Source organism: Blastococcus sp. SYSU DS0619 (assembly GCF_054051035.1).
Genome location: NZ_JBJHAM010000006.1, coordinates 22,704 through 38,403, shown reverse-complemented (window position 1 = coordinate 38,403; position 15,700 = coordinate 22,704). Strand labels below are relative to the sequence as shown.

At 73.5% G+C, this 15,700-nt stretch carries 15 protein-coding genes; 12 read left to right on the top strand and 3 right to left on the bottom strand.

Annotation, left to right across the window (positions count from 1 at the left end; genetic code table 11):
- The first annotated feature begins 224 nt into the window (after nucleotides 1-224).
- From ACI79T_RS10035 to ACI79T_RS09990, 10 genes are all read left to right on the top strand, one after another.
- Nucleotides 225-1,883, top strand: a complete 1,659-nt coding sequence (locus ACI79T_RS10035; RefSeq protein WP_456609916.1) for a methyl-accepting chemotaxis protein — start codon at nucleotides 225-227, stop codon at nucleotides 1,881-1,883.
- 159 nt (nucleotides 1,884-2,042) lie between these two features.
- Nucleotides 2,043-4,541 carry a chemotaxis protein CheW gene (locus tag ACI79T_RS10030; RefSeq protein ID WP_456609915.1) on the top strand — a complete coding sequence of 833 codons (2,499 nt, stop codon included), beginning with the start codon at nucleotides 2,043-2,045 and terminating at the stop codon, nucleotides 4,539-4,541.
- 1 nt (nucleotide 4,542) lies between these two features.
- Complete coding sequence (locus ACI79T_RS10025) at nucleotides 4,543-4,995, top strand: chemotaxis protein CheW (protein ID WP_456609914.1); 453 nt, start codon at nucleotides 4,543-4,545, stop codon at nucleotides 4,993-4,995.
- Nucleotides 4,996-5,340: 345 nt separating this feature from the next.
- A complete protein-coding gene (locus ACI79T_RS10020; protein WP_456609913.1) occupies nucleotides 5,341-6,246 on the top strand; it encodes a hypothetical protein in 906 nt (301 codons plus the stop codon).
- A gap of 470 nt (nucleotides 6,247-6,716) precedes the next feature.
- Complete coding sequence (locus ACI79T_RS10015; protein WP_456609912.1) at nucleotides 6,717-7,826, top strand: protein-glutamate methylesterase/protein-glutamine glutaminase; 1,110 nt, start codon at nucleotides 6,717-6,719, stop codon at nucleotides 7,824-7,826.
- Nucleotides 7,823-8,647: a CheR family methyltransferase gene (locus ACI79T_RS10010; RefSeq protein WP_456609911.1), complete on the top strand. Its 825-nt coding sequence runs from the start codon at nucleotides 7,823-7,825 to the stop codon at nucleotides 8,645-8,647. Before ACI79T_RS10015 ends, ACI79T_RS10010 begins: the two co-directional genes overlap by 4 nt.
- Nucleotides 8,647-9,030 carry a response regulator gene (locus ACI79T_RS10005; protein ID WP_456609910.1) on the top strand — a complete coding sequence of 128 codons (384 nt, stop codon included), beginning with the start codon at nucleotides 8,647-8,649 and terminating at the stop codon, nucleotides 9,028-9,030. The genes ACI79T_RS10010 and ACI79T_RS10005 overlap by 1 nt, the downstream gene beginning before the upstream one ends.
- Complete coding sequence (locus ACI79T_RS10000) at nucleotides 9,027-9,569, top strand: chemotaxis protein CheX (protein ID WP_456609909.1); 543 nt, start codon at nucleotides 9,027-9,029, stop codon at nucleotides 9,567-9,569. Before ACI79T_RS10005 ends, ACI79T_RS10000 begins: the two co-directional genes overlap by 4 nt.
- On the top strand, nucleotides 9,566-9,928 hold the full coding sequence (locus ACI79T_RS09995; RefSeq protein WP_456609908.1) for a response regulator: 363 nt from the start codon (nucleotides 9,566-9,568) through the stop codon (nucleotides 9,926-9,928). The genes ACI79T_RS10000 and ACI79T_RS09995 overlap by 4 nt, the downstream gene beginning before the upstream one ends.
- Nucleotides 9,925-10,416 carry a hypothetical protein gene (locus ACI79T_RS09990; RefSeq protein WP_456609907.1) on the top strand — a complete coding sequence of 164 codons (492 nt, stop codon included), beginning with the start codon at nucleotides 9,925-9,927 and terminating at the stop codon, nucleotides 10,414-10,416. The genes ACI79T_RS09995 and ACI79T_RS09990 overlap by 4 nt, the downstream gene beginning before the upstream one ends.
- Nucleotides 10,417-10,549: 133 nt before the next feature.
- Here ACI79T_RS09990 and ACI79T_RS09985 read toward each other — a convergent pair whose 3' ends face one another.
- A complete protein-coding gene (locus tag ACI79T_RS09985; protein ID WP_456609906.1) occupies nucleotides 10,550-11,011 on the bottom strand; it encodes an ATP-binding protein in 462 nt (153 codons plus the stop codon).
- Nucleotides 11,012-11,241: 230 nt separating this feature from the next.
- Here ACI79T_RS09985 and ACI79T_RS09980 point away from each other — a divergent pair, with 230 nt between their 5' ends.
- The gene (locus ACI79T_RS09980; protein ID WP_456609905.1) at nucleotides 11,242-13,023 is read left to right on the top strand and encodes a SpoIIE family protein phosphatase; all 1,782 of its coding nucleotides are present in this window, start codon (nucleotides 11,242-11,244) and stop codon (nucleotides 13,021-13,023) included.
- A gap of 45 nt (nucleotides 13,024-13,068) precedes the next feature.
- Here ACI79T_RS09980 and ACI79T_RS09975 read toward each other — a convergent pair whose 3' ends face one another.
- Nucleotides 13,069-14,262: an AAA family ATPase gene (locus tag ACI79T_RS09975; RefSeq protein WP_456609904.1), complete on the bottom strand. Its 1,194-nt coding sequence runs from the start codon at nucleotides 14,260-14,262 to the stop codon at nucleotides 13,069-13,071.
- Between the two features lie 54 nt (nucleotides 14,263-14,316).
- Nucleotides 14,317-14,916 carry a TetR/AcrR family transcriptional regulator gene (locus ACI79T_RS09970; protein WP_456609903.1) on the bottom strand — a complete coding sequence of 200 codons (600 nt, stop codon included), beginning with the start codon at nucleotides 14,914-14,916 and terminating at the stop codon, nucleotides 14,317-14,319.
- 67 nt (nucleotides 14,917-14,983) lie between these two features.
- Between ACI79T_RS09970 and ACI79T_RS09965 the strand changes: the two genes are divergently transcribed.
- Nucleotides 14,984-15,694 (top strand): GAP family protein, encoded by a 711-nt coding sequence (locus ACI79T_RS09965; RefSeq protein ID WP_456609902.1) that lies wholly within the window; start codon nucleotides 14,984-14,986, stop codon nucleotides 15,692-15,694.
- Nucleotides 15,695-15,700: the final 6 nt, after the last annotated feature.

The window sequence follows — 15,700 nt, the reverse complement described above, 5'->3', positions numbered from 1 at the left end:
TTCACATTTCTGTTCGTGGCCACGCGAATGGCGGCATGTCGACACGGAAGAGCCGGTCGCCCGCCATTCTCGCGGCACGTGTCCGACACGCCGCAATTCCGGCCGTTCCCGACTCATTGATCTCCTATGTTCCTCCCTGTTCCCACCGCGCAAGGACGTCCCACAGTTCGTCGGGCGAGATCCGGTGCGCGCTCTTCCCCTTCTTCCCCACCTGGAGCACCGCCATGAGCGCAGCCGCCCGCACGACCGCCCCCGGGGGTGGCCGCGGCCCCCAGCCGGCCGCCGGCCGCAGCGCCGGCGCGCTGACCTGGTGGGGCGACCGCTCGGTGAAGACCAAGGTGCTCACGACCGTCTCGGTCGCGGGCGTCGTCGCCGGCGCCATCGGCGTGCTCGGGCTCCAGGCACTGGGCTCCTCCGCCACGGCGGCGGACCAGCTCTACGAGAACAACCTGCTGAGCGTCGCGGACGCCGCCGACATGGACGGGCTGCTCGGCGACATGCGGGTGAACCTGCGCGACACGGTCCTGGGCACCGACGCGGCGGCCAACATCGCCGCCATCGACACCCTGGCTGGGGAGATGCAGGCCGCGGTCGACGAGTACCGGGCTGCGACCGACGCACCGGAGAAGCTGGCCGCCCTCGACGAGGTGGAGGCCGACGTGGCCGCCTACGTCGCGTTCCAGAAGGACGTCCTGGTCCCCTTCGCGGCCCAGCAGGACTTCGCCAGCTGGATGGCCGCGAACGCCGCGCAGGGGGCGCCGATCGCCGAGAACCTGGGCACGGAGATCCAGCGGTTGCGGGACATCGAGGCCGCGGAGGCGGGCGAGGCGGCCGCCGCGATCCGCAGTGAGTACGACAGCCAGCGGTTCCTGTCGATCGTCATCATGGTCGTCGGAATCGCCCTGGCGCTGGCCGGCGGGCTCTTCGTCGCCACCGGCATCGCTCGTGCCGTCCGCAAGGTGCAGGACGTGACCGAGGCGCTGGCCAAGGGCGACCTGACGAAGACCAGCGGGCTGATGTCGAAGGACGAGATGGGCCGGATGGGCCAGGGCCTCGACACGGCTGTGGCGAACCTGCGGTCCGTGCTGTCATCCGTCGCCGGCTCGGCGGATGCGGTGGCGGCCAGCAGCGAGGAGCTGTCGGCGTCCTCGGCGCAGATCTCGGCGGGTGCGGAGGAGACCAGCGCGCAGTCGGGTGTGGTGTCCGGTGCCGCGGAGGAGGTCAGCCGCAGCGTGCAGACCGTCGCCGCGGGTGCCGAGCAGATGGGCGCCTCGATCCGGGAGATCGCCAGCAACGCCGCCGAGGCCTCGCAGGTGGCGGCGCGTGCGGTGACCGCGGCGGAGACCACGTCGGCGACGGTGGCGAAGCTGGGGGCGTCCTCGGCCGAGATCGGCAACGTCGTCAAGGTCATCACCTCGATCGCCGAGCAGACCAACCTGCTGGCGCTGAACGCCACGATCGAGGCCGCCCGGGCAGGTGAGGCGGGCAAGGGCTTCGCGGTGGTGGCCAACGAGGTCAAGGAGCTGGCGCAGGAGACGGCGAAGGCGACCGAGGACATCGCCCGCCGCGTCCTGGCCATCCAGGGCGACACCGGAGCCGCCGTCGAGGCGATCGCCGAGATCAGCCAGATCGTCGCCCAGATCTCCGACCGGCAGACCACCATCGCCAGCGCGGTGGAGGAGCAGACCGCGACGACCAACGAGATGTCCCGGTCGGTGCAGGAAGCCGCCGGTGGCACGACGCAGATCGCGGAGAACATCTCCGGGGTCTCCTCCGCCGCGGACTCCACCACCCAGGCGCTGACCCAGACCCGCACCGCCGTCGACGAGCTGTCCCGGATGGCCGCCGACCTGCGCACCACCGTCGGGCAGTTCACCTACTGAGCCGGCGCGTCGCCCGGCCCGGTGGTCGGTCGCGGGCGACGCACTGCCGATAACACGACTGGCGACGTCCGCCGGCGGATTCACCTTGAGTCCGCCGGCGGGCCGCCGATGACCCAACGGGGACGACTGCGCCCCGTCGCAACCAGAGAGAAGGCAACAGTGGACGGTCTGGACGACATCGTCGAGGAGTTCCTCGTCGAGAGCCACGAGAACCTGGACCAGCTCGACACGGACCTGGTGGCGCTCGAGCAGGAGCCGAACTCCCGCGAGCGGCTGTCGAGCATCTTCCGGACCATCCACACCATCAAGGGCACCAGCGGCTTCCTGGCCTTCAACAAGCTGGAGGAGGTCACCCACGTCGGCGAGAACATGCTGTCCCGGCTGCGGGACGGCGAGCTCGAGCTGACGCCCACCCGGACCAGCGTCCTGCTGCAGATGGTCGACACCGTCCGGTCCCTGCTCACCTCGATCGAGGCCAACGGCGGCGAGGGTTCGGTGGACGTCTCCGCCGTCGTCGCCGACATCAGTGCCGCCATGGAGGACGGCCCGGTCGCCGAGGCCGCCCCGGCCGCCGCCCCGGCCGCCGCCCCGGCCGCCGCCCCGGCCGCCGCCCCGGCCGCCGCCCCGGCCGCCGCCGAGGAGCCGGCCGTCGAGGCCCCCACGAAGAAGGCCCCGGCGCGGGCCGCCCGCAAGACGCCGGCCGCCCCGGCCGCCCCGGCCGCCGCGAAGGCGCCCGCCAAGCGCCGCGCCAGCCGCGCCAAGGCAGCCCCCGCCCCCGCTCCCCTCGCCGAGGTCGTCGTCGATGTCGCCGAGGTCGAGGAGCTGCCCGTCCACCTGCCCGAGGAGCCGCCGACCCCGGCCCCCGTCGTCGAGGAGCACCCGGTGCCCGAGCCCGTCGTCAGCGATCACCCCGAGGGCGATGCCGTGCCCGCGGACGCCGCCGGCGGTCAGGTCCGCCGCGCCGTCGCCGACAGCACCATCCGGGTCGACGTCGACCTGCTCGACGAGCTCATGCTGCTCGTCGGCGAGCTGGTGCTCACCCGGAACCAGATCGTGCAGAACGTCGCGCGGCAGACCGACACCGACCTCATCCGCGCCTCCCAGCGGCTCAACCTGATCGCCAGCGAGCTGCAGGAGGGCGTCATGAAGACGCGCATGCAGCCCATCGACCACATCTGGTCCAAGCTGCCGCGCGTCGTCCGCGACCTCGGTCTCCAGCTGAAGAAGTCGATCCGCCTGGAGATGGAGGGCCGGGACACCGAGCTCGACAAGACGCTGCTCGAGGCGGTCAAGGACCCGCTGACCCACCTGGTCCGCAACTCCGTCGACCACGGGATCGAGACCCCGGAGGACCGCAGACGAGCCGGCAAGCCGACCGAGGGCGTCCTCACCCTCCGCGCCCGCCACGAGAGCGGCCAGGTCGTGGTCGAGGTCGCCGACGACGGCGCGGGGATCGACCCGGTCAAGCTCGGCGCCAAGGCCGTCCAGCGCGGGCTGCTCACCCAGGACGCGCTCTCCCGGATGAGCCCGGCGGACATCCTCCAGCTGATCTTCCTGCCCGGCTTCTCCACCGCCGCGGCGGTCACGAACGTCTCCGGCCGCGGCGTCGGCATGGACGTCGTCAAGACCAACATCGAGTCCATCGGCGGCACGATCGAGGTCGAGTCCGACCCGGGCGTGGGCACGGTCTGCCGGCTGCGCATCCCGCTGACCCTGGCGATCGTCCCGGCGCTGACCGTCGAGTGCGCCACCGACCGCTACGCCATCCCGCAGATCAGCCTGCAGGAGCTCGTGTCGCTGGACGCCGAGAAGGCCGTCAACGCCGTCGAGGAGGTCGGCGGGGCGCAGGTGTACCGGCTCCGCGGAGAGCTCCTCCCGCTGGTCCGGCTCACCGACGTCCTCGGCCTCACCTCCGAGCGGCACGACGGGCACGTCGTCATCGCGGTCCTCCGCTCCGAGGGCCGGCGCTTCGGCCTGGTCGTGGACCGGGTCATCAACACCGAGGAGATCGTCGTCAAGGCCGTCGGCGGCCAGCTCAAGGCGATCGGCCTGTACTCCGGGGCGACGGTCCTGGGCGACGGCACCGTGGCGCTGATCCTCGACGTGCAGGCGCTCGCCCGCCGCGCCCTGCGCACCGAGACCGGCGACCGGCAGGAGGCCCGCGCCGGCTCGCTGCAGATCGCGGCCGCCGAGACCGAGCGGCAGCGCATGCTCCTGGCCGCGATCGGCGGCGGCCGCCGGGTGGCCATCCCGCTCGACACCGTCACCCGCCTCGAGCAGGTGCGCACCGAGTCGGTGGAGAAGGTCGGCAACCGGGAGGTCGTCCAGTACCGCGGGGCGATCCTGCCGATCGTCCGGCTCGACCGGCACCTGGGCGCCTACGGCGAGTCCGACCGCGAGGTGCTCGAGGTCATCGTCTACGCCGACCACGGCCGCAGCGTCGCCATCGTCGTCGAGGAGATCCTCGACATCGTCGACGGCGAGGCCGCGGTGCGCAGCGACATCGACGACATGGGCCTGCTCGGCTCCGCCGTCCTCGGCGACAAGGTGACCGAGCTGCTCGACGTCCGCGCCGCGATCCTGGCCGCCGACCCGGCCTTCTACTCGCACTCGACCACGGCGCCGTCCGGCGTCTCCGACTCCCTGCTGGAGGTCTGACGTGACCGCTCCCACTCGCACGCTCGCGCCCGCGGCCAGCGGCCAGCTGGCCACCTTCCGGCTGGACGGCGACCTGTACGGCATCGAGGTCGAGCACGTGCAGGAGGTGCTGCGCAGCCAGCAGCTCACCCGTGTGCCGCTGGCCCCGACGGCCGTCGCCGGCCTGATCAACCTGCGCGGCCAGGTCGTCACCGCGATCGAGCTGCGCGAGCGGCTCGGCCGGCCGCCGCGTCCCGAGGGCACCGACCCCGTCGTCATCGTCGTCCGGCTGCACGGCGAGGCCGTCAGCATGCTGGTCGACTCCATCGCCGACGTGGTCGACGTCGACGCCGGTGACTTCGAGGCGCCGCCGGACACGCTCGAGGGGCAGGCCCGCGACCTCATCCGCGGTGCGTACAAGCTCGACGGCAAGCTGCTGCTGGCCCTGGACGTCCAGAAGGCCCTTAGCGCTTAGCCAACCGTCGTCCTCCGGACGACACCGCGGCCAGGTGCCGTCCCCCGGTGGGCGGAGCGTGTCCGTCGCGTCTGCGCGGACTTTCCGGGCCCACCCGGCACGAGAGAGCAGCAGGAAGGAGCGGCGGGGAGGGTGACCTCCCCGCCGTTCCGGCTTTTCCGGGCAAAGGCGGGCGCGGGGGAGTGGCTTCGTCACGCAGCGTGATGCATCGCTGACAGTGGGGCCTCGGACACGCCTGGTAGGCGGAAGTCGGCTCCAGCGATCGGGTGACGTGTGCATGGCGCTTCGCCGGTCGGGCAGTCAGCATGGGTCCGTCCTGTTCCCGGCTGCCGTGGAGGCCCTGCCATGCCCTACTCGCTGGTCAGCGCCGCCACCCTGGGCTTCGACCTCGTGCGCCTGCCCGCCGGCCGCTCGGTCGCCGAGGTGCTCCTCGCCGGCCTGGGAGCGGACGCGAGCGCGATCTCCCGGCTGGCCGGGGTGCACCCGGCCCGTGGCCTGGACCGCGAGCGCCGCGGGGTGCGCGCCGTCCGTTCCCGCCGGGCCCGCGAGATGGCGGCGGGCGTGCCGCACATGCGCTCGGCCGCCGAGGCCGGCAGTGGCGAGGGAGACCGGGCGGCCCTGCTGGTCGCCCAGCTCGAGCAGGGCACCATCGGGGACGCCCCGACGCTGGAGCGGCTGCTCCGGGACGACGTCCTGGGCGCCGAGCACCCGCTGCGGGCCGGGTGGGACGCCGACGAGTGGGACGAGGCCACCGACGTGCTGGCCGACGCGGCCGTGGGCTTCTGGGCGGCCGGCGTGCTGCCGCCCCTGGTCCGCCGTGACCTGACCGCGGCGTTCGACCGGGCGCTGGACGCCGGCCCGCTGGCCGGTCCGGGCTCGTGGGGCCTGGGCCCGGCAGCGGACGAGCTGACCGGCTTCCTCGCCGCAGTCCGGGATCTCGACGACGCCGGCCGGACCCGCTGGCGGGTCGCCGTGGACGAGGGCCGGGCCGAGCGCCGTCCCTGGGCGACCGCGATGCACGAGGCCTCCTGGGGCGCCCACGTCTCGGGCCGCATCCGCGCGTTGGCCGCGGCCCAGCTGCTCGCCGTCCAGGCGTTCCTCGACGGGGGCTTCGACCTGCACGACGGCGCGGCCGGGGTGTGGAACGCCGTCTCCGGGTGCGTGCAGGCGATCGTCGTCGACGACCTCCTCGGCAGTGACGCCGTCGCCCTCCTGCGTGCCCCCGGCCGCCGGGTCGCCGCGCTCCGCTGACCGGCCCGCGGCGCACCGCGCCGCGCCGCATCCGCCCAGGTCGTCCGCCATTGTGGCGGCACATGTCGACAATGGTTGTGCGGCCCATCTGTCTCGTCCCCGTCGACAATCGTCGACGGCAAAAAGATGGGGCAACACGTTTCGCGTGTCGCCTGTATTCCGGCTGCCCCGTGCCGAGAATCCTCCGGTAGCACCAGCCCGCCTCGGCCCTTCCGGCCGCGGGGGCCAGGCGTTCCGGACGGGGTGATCCGGCCGCCGTCTCCCGCACCGCCATTCCGAGGAATGGCCGCGCGGGCGCCGGGCGGCCATTCTGCCGCGCTCGGGTGCCGCTGCCGGCATCCTCGTCGCCCATGTCCCGATCCGTCCGGGAAATGTCGGATGCCGTACCGCCAAGGGCTCAAGCCGGGCGCGGACATGCCGATACAGACAACGAGCCCGCCGGTCGACGTGGGCAGGGGCCAGGAGGACGTGTGAACCCGATCAAGGTGATGGTGGTCGACGACTCGGTCGTCGTCCGCAAGATCGTCACCGACGTGCTCTCCGCGGACCCGGGGATCGAGGTCGTGGGCACCGCCGTCAACGGCAAGGTCGCCGTGGGCAAGCTCGAGCAGCTCAAGCCCGACCTGATCACCATGGACATCGAGATGCCGGAGATGAACGGCATCGAGGCGGTCCGGGCCATCCGGGGCTTGCGCAGCCGAGTGCCGATCATCATGTTCAGCACGCTCACCGAGCGCGGGGCCACCGCCACCCTCGACGCCCTCTCCGCGGGGGCCAACGACTACGTCACCAAGCCGGCCAACGTCGGCAGCGTGGCGCAGTCGATGGAGAGCGTCCGGGAGCAGCTGATCCCGAAGATCAAGGCGCTGACCGGCCGTCCGGTGACGACGGTGGCGCGCGCCGCCCCCGCCGCTCCGCCGCCCCGTCCGGCCGCCCCGCGGACCGGGCCCGGCAAGAAGCCGGCGGTGCTGGTCATCGGCTCCTCCACCGGTGGCCCGGAGGCGCTGGCGCGGGTGCTGCCGGCGTTGCCGGCCAACCTGCCGGTGCCCGTCCTCCTCGCCCAGCACATGCCCCCGGTCTTCACCCGCCAGTTCGCCCAGCGCCTGGACCGGCTCTCCGCGCTGCGTGTGGTCGAGGCGGTCGACGGCACCCCGCTGGTCCCGGGCACGGTCCACCTCGCGCCCGGCGATCACCACCTGGTCGTCCGCGTGAACGGCCGCGCCGCGTTCACCACCTCGTTGAACCAGAACCCGCCGGAGAACTTCTGCCGCCCTGCGGTCGACCCCCTGTTCCGGTCGGCCGTGGCCGCCTACGACGGCGCGGTGCTCGGCGTGGTGCTGACCGGCATGGGCGCCGACGGCCGCAACGGGTGCGGGGAGATCCGCAACGCTGGCGGCACCGTGGTCGTGCAGGACCAGGCCACCTCGGTCGTGTGGGGCATGCCGGGCGCCGTCGCCCAGGCCGGCTACGCCGACGAGGTCCTGCCGCTCGACCGGATCGCCGAGGCGATCCAGCGGCACCTCTCGGGCGCCGCACTCCTGAACTCCGGAACAGCTATGGCCGTGGGAGGTCGTCGATGAGTCTGACCGCGACCAGTTTCGACTGGGTCCGTGAACTCGTCCGCAAGGAGAGCGCCATCGTTCTCCAGCCGGGCAAGGAGTACCTGGTGGAGGCCCGCCTCCTGCCGATCGCCCGGCAGATGGGCCTGACCGACGTCAGCAAGCTGGTGGAGACCGTCCGGGTGCGCCCGGACGCCGACAACACCCGCCGGATCGTCGAGGCGCTGACCACCAACGAGACCTCGTGGTTCCGCGACGGCGACCCGTTCACCGCGCTGACCTCGACCGTGCTCCCGGCCCTGCTGTCGGCGCGCGGGGCCAACGAGCGGCTGCAGATCTGGTCGGCGGCCTCCTCCAGCGGCCAGGAGCCGTACACGATCGCGATGCTCCTGGACGACGCCCTGCCCAACGCCGCCTCGCGGGTGTCGATCACGGCGACCGACCTGTCCCGCGAGATGGTCCAGCGCACCCGCGCGGGGCGCTTCAGCCAGCTCGAGGTCAACCGCGGGCTGCCCGCCCCGATGCTGGTCCGGCACTTCACCCGGGCCGGCACGGAGTGGGAGGTCTCGCCCAACCTCCGCCGGATGGTCAACGCCAGCGAGTGCAACCTCGCCGCCCCGCTGCCGCGGATGGGCCCCTTCGACGTGGTCTACCTGCGCAACGTGCTCATCTACTTCGACCTGCCCACCAAGCAGTCGATCCTCCGCCGTGTGCGGGACCTCATGCGACCTGATGGCTGGCTCTTCCTCGGCGCCGCCGAGACCACGCTCGGGGTCGACGACTCATGGGAGCGGGTCGTCATCGGCCGCAGCTCCGCCTACCGCCCACTGAAGGGGAAGTAATGCGTGCCTTGGTGATCGACGACTCGCGCGCCATGCGCCGGATCGTCACCGGGATCCTCACCAACCTCGGCTACGAGGTCCGCGACGCCGGCCACGGCGGTGAGGGCCTCAACGTGCTCAACGAGGGGTGGGTGCCCGACCTCGCCACGATCGACTGGAACATGCCGGTGATGGACGGGCTGCAGTTCGTCTCCGCCGTCCGCTCCAACCCGGCCTGGCGCCGGATGACCATGATGATGGTCACCTCGGAGAGCGAGCACACCCAGATCGTCCGGGCCCTGGCCGCCGGCGCGCACGAGTACATGATCAAGCCGTTCACCGCCGACGCCTTCCGCGACAAGCTCGCGCTGCTCGGCCTGCTCCCCCAGGAGGTCGCCCTGTGAGCACGCTCGACACCGGCGCGCGGCGCCGCAGCAGCGACGCCCGCCCGGTGATCAACGACCTGATCGACGAGGACACCATCCTGTCGATCGCCGGCGAGGCATGGATCTCGCTGGTCGGCGAGGACGAGGTCCTCGTCCCGCTGCCGACCCCCCTGCCCGGCGACATCCTGTCCAGCTGGGTCGACGTCGTCGGCCCCTGGACCGGCAGCGTCGTCCTGACCACCGGTCGCGCCACCGCCGAGGAGCTCTCCCGGGCGCTGCTCCGGGAGTCCGCGCCGGAGGTCCTCGACGACGAGGACGTCGCCGATGCCTTCGGCGAGATCGCCAACGTGGTCGGGGGCAGCGTCAAGGCGGCGCTGCCCGGACCGTCCGCCCTCAGCCTGCCGCAGGTCGGCAACGCTCCCCTGGTCCGCAACCCGGGCGACCTCTGCCGCATCGACGTCGTGTGGCGCGGCGAGGCTCTCTCGATCTCCGTGCAGGGCGCACTCCCGCCGCTGCCGGTTCCCACCCCCACCCGCGAGAACGAGGTGTCACTGTGAAGATCCTGATCGCCGACGACAGCCGCGTGATGCGGCAGATCGTCATCCGCACCCTGCGTCAGGCCGGGTACGACGACCACGACATCGTCGAGGCCGAGGACGGCGCCGACGCGTTGGCCAAGGTCGGCTCGGAGAAGCCGGACCTGGTCCTGTCCGACTGGAACATGCCGAACATGACCGGCATCGAGTGCCTCCAGGCGCTGCGGTCCTCGGGCTCGGCCGTGCCGTTCGGGTTCGTCACCTCGGAGGGGTCGCCGGAGATGCGGGAGAAGGCAGCGAACGCCGGCGCGCTCTTCCTCATCGCCAAGCCGTTCACCGAGGACACCTTCAAGGAGCACCTGGACGGGGTGATCGCGTGACCGCCCCCACCGCCGTGCAGCTGCCGGCCGCCAAGGACATCCGCGACATGCTCGCCGGCCTGGTCGGGAAGCCGGTGAACGTCTCGCCCGGCGCCCCGCTGACCCCCACGCCGGAGAAGCCGGTCGCGGTCGCCGTCTACGTCGACCCGCAGATGGCCGTCAACGCGCTGTGCCTCATGGACCTGGGCGCGTCCGCCTACACCGGTGGCGCGCTGGCGCTCCTGCCCCCCGGCGGGTGCCAGGACGCCGTGGAGGAGGACGGCGAGCTGACCACGATGCAGGTCGAGGCGCTGCACGAGGTGGTGAACGTGCTCTCCGCACTCTTCAACACCCCGGGCGCCCCGCACTCGAAGCTGCACAAGCTCTACGCCCCGGGCGAGGAGATCCCCGGCGACCTCGTCGGGATGCTCTCCGCCTTCAACCGGGTGGACCTCGCCATCGAGGTGCCGACCTACGGCAAGGGAGCGATCTCCTTCGTCGTCCCGTGACGACGGCACCGCCGTGAGAGACCCCCGCCGCCCTCGGGCGACGGGGGTCTCTGCGCGTTCGTGGTTGCACGTGGAACACCGGTGGCCGCGGTGCGGTCCGGCAGGACCGCGATGTCCTTGCACGTGGGCACCGCTACGCGATGGCGTACTCGGGCTCCGCGGTGCTGGTCGGGAGGCAGGCCCACACGTGCTTGCACTCCTCGTCGACGTACCAGCCGTGCGCGACGGAGAGCCGGGCCACCAGTTGGAGGCCCATGCCGCCCTGCGCCGGGTCGCGGTCGGCCGTCGGTGCGGGCATCGACTCGGGCGCCCGGTCGCTGACGTCGAGCAGCCAGCCGCCGCTGCCGGCCACGACCGTGGCCACCACCGGTGACTCCCCGTGCCGCAGGGCGTTGGAGGCGAGCTCGTCGAAGGCCAGCACGAGCTGCTCGCTGGCCGCGTCCTCCTCGTCGTCGTGCGGGAGACCGACCCGCCCGAGCCGGGAGCGCAGGCCGGCGCGGGCGGCGGGCAGCTCGCCGAGCGCGGCGAGCCGCCAGCGCCAGACCTCGCCGCGCCCGTCGGGCAGCGGGCGCAGCGGCCACGCGAGTCGCCCCATGCTCTCCACCACCTCGAGTCCGAAGTCCGACGGTTCCGGGTGTGCCCCGGGGTGGAGGGTGTCAACCCCGGGCGGCACCGACTTCGGTCGTCCGGCGCGTTCGCCCCCACGGCGCGGTCGGCGCCCCGTCTCGCCCGACGGGGGGAAGTCCCTCCCCGACGTTGCTTTCGTCCCGGGCAGGCGCCAGGCTGACGGCCTGGGCCGCCACCCGTGCGCCAGGACGGAGCGGCGTGGACGGCACATCCCTGGGCGACCCCGCTGCGCCGCTGGGCGGTCTGCTCCTCCAGGCGGTCGAGGGCATGGACCGGCCGATGTTCGTCCTGGATGCCGACTGGCGCTTCGGCTACGTCAACCCGGCCGGTGCCCGCGCGCTCGACCGCCGGGTGCCCGAGCTCCTCGGCCGGGACATCTGGGCAGAGTTCCCGGAGGCCGTCGGCGGGCCGTTCGAGGTCCTCTACCGCCGGGTGCGCCGCACCGGCGAGTCCGGCAGCACCGAGGCTTGGTTCGCACCGCTGGGCAGGTGGTTCCGGGCCGATGCGTTCCTCACCGACGCGGGGCTGGTGGTCACCTACGACGACGTGACCGCGCGCCGGCGCACCGAGGAGGAGCGGGCCGCCGCGGTCGCCGCCCGCGAGCAGGTCGCGGCCGAGGCTGCCCGGGCAGCCCGCGAGGCCGAGGAGACCGGCCGGCACCTGATGCTGCTGGGCGACATCAGCCAGGCGATGACCTCGACGCTGGACACCGACGAGGCGGTCGCCCGGTTCGCCGCCCGTGTCGTGCCGCAGCTGGCCGACTGGTGCCTGGTCAGCGTGGTCGACCCCGACGGGACCCGGCGCGACGTCGGGCGCGCCCACCGGGATCCGTCGCTGGTCGAGGCCATGCACCGCTACGCCGACGCGCGGGTGGCGTCGAACGCGGCCACCGCCCCGGTGCCCGTGGCGCTGCGCAGTGGCGCGCCCGTGGTGATCGAGCAGCTGACCGAGGAGCACCTGGCGACGATGATCGCCGACCCGGTCAGCCGGGAGGCCCTCGAGCCGCTCCGGCCGATGGCCGTCGCGGCGTTCCCGCTGGTCGCCCGCGGCGAGGTGTTCGGCGCGCTGACGCTGGTCAACGGGCCCGAGCGGGGCCCGCACACCGGCACCGAGCTGCGCACCGCGGAGATCGCCTCCCGCCGGGCGGCCCTGGCCCTCGACAACGCCCGGCTGGTCACGCTCAACCACCAGGTGGCCGAGCGGCTGCAGCTGAGCCTGCTCTCCCCGCCGGTCCAGCCGGACTGCCTGGAGCTGGCCGTGCGCTACCGCGCCGCGACGCAGGGCATCTCGATCGGTGGCGACTGGTACGACGCCTTCCTGCAGCCCGACGGCGACACCGTGCTGGTCATCGGCGACGTGATGGGGCACGACGTCGAGGCCGCCGCCGCCATGGGGCAGGTCAAGACGCTGGTACGCGCCATCGGCTACGACCGCCTCGAGGAGCCGGCCGGGCTGTTGCACCGGGTCGACCAGGCGCTGGTGGGCCTGGCTGTGCCCGCCATGGCCACCGCCCTGGTCTGCCGGGTGGAGCAGAGGGATGCCGAGCGGGCGGCCGGGGTCCGGCGGCTGCACTGGGCCTCGGCCGGGCACCCCGATCCGATGCTGCTGCTGGCCGACGGCGAGGTGCGCGACCTGTCGGTCCGGGTCGGCCCGCCGCTGGGCACCGGCTGGGTGGAGCAGCTCGCCGACGGCGACGCGACCATGCCCGAGGGCAGCACGCTGGTGCTGTTCACCGACGGGCTGTTCGAACGGCGCGGCGTGCCCCTGGACGAGGGGCGGGCCCGGGTGCGGGACGTGCTGGCGGGCTCGTCCGGGCTGTCGCTGTCCGACCTGTGCGACCGGCTGCTCGAGGAGCTGCTCGGGGAGGGCGCCGAGGACGACGTCGCCGTCCTGGCGGTGCGCGCGCACCCGCTGGACCGGCCCCGCCCGGTCGAGGCCGGGCCGGAGGACCTGCCGCCGTCCGTCCCCCGGACCGCCTGAGCCCCGCCGCCCGGGCTGCCGCCGCCGGGACCGCCGGGGCCCGGCCTACTCGGGGTGGCGCAGCAGGTAGCGGCCGAAGTGCGGCACGGTGAAGGCGATCTGACCGCGCTCGGCGGAGTAGACCAGGCCCTTCTTGATCAGCGAGTCGCGGGCGGGGGAGAGCGACGCCGGCTTGCGCCCCAGCGAGACGGCCACCTCCGACGTCGCCACCGCTGCTCCGCCGGGACCGCCCAGCTCGGCCATCGCGTGCATGTACTCGCGCTCCGCGGGGGTGGCGCGGTCGTAGCGGGACCCGAAGAACCCCACGGCGAGCTCCGCCTCGGCGGCCGGGGCGGCCATCGCCACGTCGGCGGCGGTGATGGGGGAGGCGGCGGCGACGTCCCAGGTGACCTTCCCGTACGCCTGGACGAAGTAGGGGTAGCCGTCCGCGGCCGCGTAGAGGGCGTCGAGCGCGGCCGGCTCGAAGGCCACGTCCTCGCGCTCCGCCGGGGCGAGCAGGGCGCGGTCGGCCGCCTCGCGGTCCAGCCGGTCGATCCGCAGGTACCGGAAGAGCCGCTCGGAGTAGCTCTTGGACGCCGAGAGCACCGCCGGCAGGTGGGGGAGACCCGCGCCGACGACGATCAGCGGTGCTCCCTGCTGGGACAGCTCGTGGCACGCGGCGCAGATGGCCGAGACGTCGTCGGGCTGGATGTCCTGCATCTCGTCGATGAACAGGGCGATGCCGCTGCCGATGTCGGCCGCCACCCCGGCGGCGTCGCTGAGCAGCTCGACCAGATCGATCTCCATGTCGCCGGAGTCGGCCCGCCCCGTGGCTGCGGGGACGTCGATGCCCGGCTGCCACCGGTCGCGCACCTTGGCCTCCGTCGGATTGACCCGCTGGGCGAACGCCTTCACCACGCCCAGCACCTCGGCCACCGACTCCTGGTCGCCGTGGCGCGGGCCCAGCTCGCGCAGCGCCATGTGCAGCGCGGAGGAGACCGGCCGGCGCAGCGACTGCTCGGGGCGGGCCTCGATCTTCCCGGTGCCCCAGCCACGGGCGATCGCGGCCGAGCGCAGCTGGTTGAGCAGCACCGTCTTCCCGACGCCGCGCAGGCCGGTGAGCACGAGGGAGCGCTCGGGCCGGCCGCGGGCGATCCGCTCGAGGACGACGTCGAACGCCGACAGCTCGCCGTCCCGGCCGGCCAGCTCGGGCGGGCGCTGGCCCGCGCCGGGGGCATAGGGGTTCCGCACCGGATCCATGTCGTGCACCGTATGCCGTTCTCTAGTGCCCGGCATAGAGAACGGTAGAACCGTCTAGCGCGTGTCGCGGAGCTCGGCGAGGTGCGCCTCGAGCACCGCGCGGACCCGGGTGGCCGGCAGGGCCGACGGGCGGGTGAGCGCGTGCAGCGCGAGGCCGTCCAGCACGGCGTACAGCCGCTCGGCCTCCAGGTCGGGATCCAGGCCGTCGCGCACGCCTCCGGCGTCGGCCAGCGCGCCCAGCACGAGGGCGCACAGGTCCCGGAGCTCCGCCGCCGCCCGGTCGCGCAACGCCGCCAGGTCGGCGTCGACGAGGGCCCGCGCGGTCAGGGCGAGCCACACCTCCGCCTCCGCGCGTCGCTCCTCGTCGAGGGGGAGGGTCTCCTCCAGCACGGCGAGCGCCTGGGTGACCAGCGGCTCGCCGGCCTGCACGACCGCCACGATCCGGTTCCGCACGCTCTCCGAGACCAGCGTCATCGCGAAGTGGAGCAGCGCGTCCTGGGTGGGGAACCAGTGCCGCAGCGCGCCCATGGAGGTGCCGGCCTCGCGGGCGACGGAGCGGACCGACGCGCCGGTGACGCCGTCCCGCCGGATCACCCGCCACACGGCTCCGGCCAGTTCCCGCCGCCGCTGCTCCGCATCGACGACCCTGGGCACGGACCCTTGATAGCACAGCTGTGCTACTTTCCCTTGACAGCACGGGTGTGCTGTCAAGGAGGGCGTCGTGGAGCTGCTGGTGCCGCTGGCCGCGCTGGCCCTCGTGGACAGCACGAGCGTCGGCACGCTGGTGCTCCCGGTGTGGTTCCTCCTCGCTCCCGGTCGGGTCCCGGTCGGCCGGGTCCTGCTGTTCCTCGGCACGGTGGCGGGCTTCTACCTGGCGCTCGGCATCGCGCTCGTGCTGGGCGCGGGGGTGGTGTTCGAGCCGGTCGCCGACGCCATGGACAGCACGGCGGGGCGGGTGGCCCGGCTGGCCGTGGGCGTCGTGCTCGTCGTCCTGGGGCTGACCATCGAGCCGTGGACCGCGGCCGGCAAGGAGCGCAAGCGCGCCGCGCGGGCCGCGCGGGGTCCAGGACGGCTGGCCCGGCTGCGGGACGCGGCCCGCGGCGACGGTCCCCGCGGCACCGTCGTGGTCCTGGGTGTCACGGCGGCCGGCATCGAGGCGGCCTCGATGGTCCCCTACCTGGCCGCCATCGCCCTGCTCGCCACCTCGGGGCTCGCCCTGGCCGCCTCCGTCGTCGTCCTGGCCGGTTACTGCCTGGTCATGGTCCTGCCGGCGCTGGTCCTGCTCGCCGTCCGGACGGCGCTGGGCGACCGGCTCACCCCGGCGCTCGCCCGGCTGGAGGGGTGGTTGACGCGGAACTCCGGGGAGACCCTCGCCTGGCTGCTCTTCCTGCTGGGGCTCTACGTCGCCGGCAGCGCGTTCCCTCTCTCCTGACCGCCG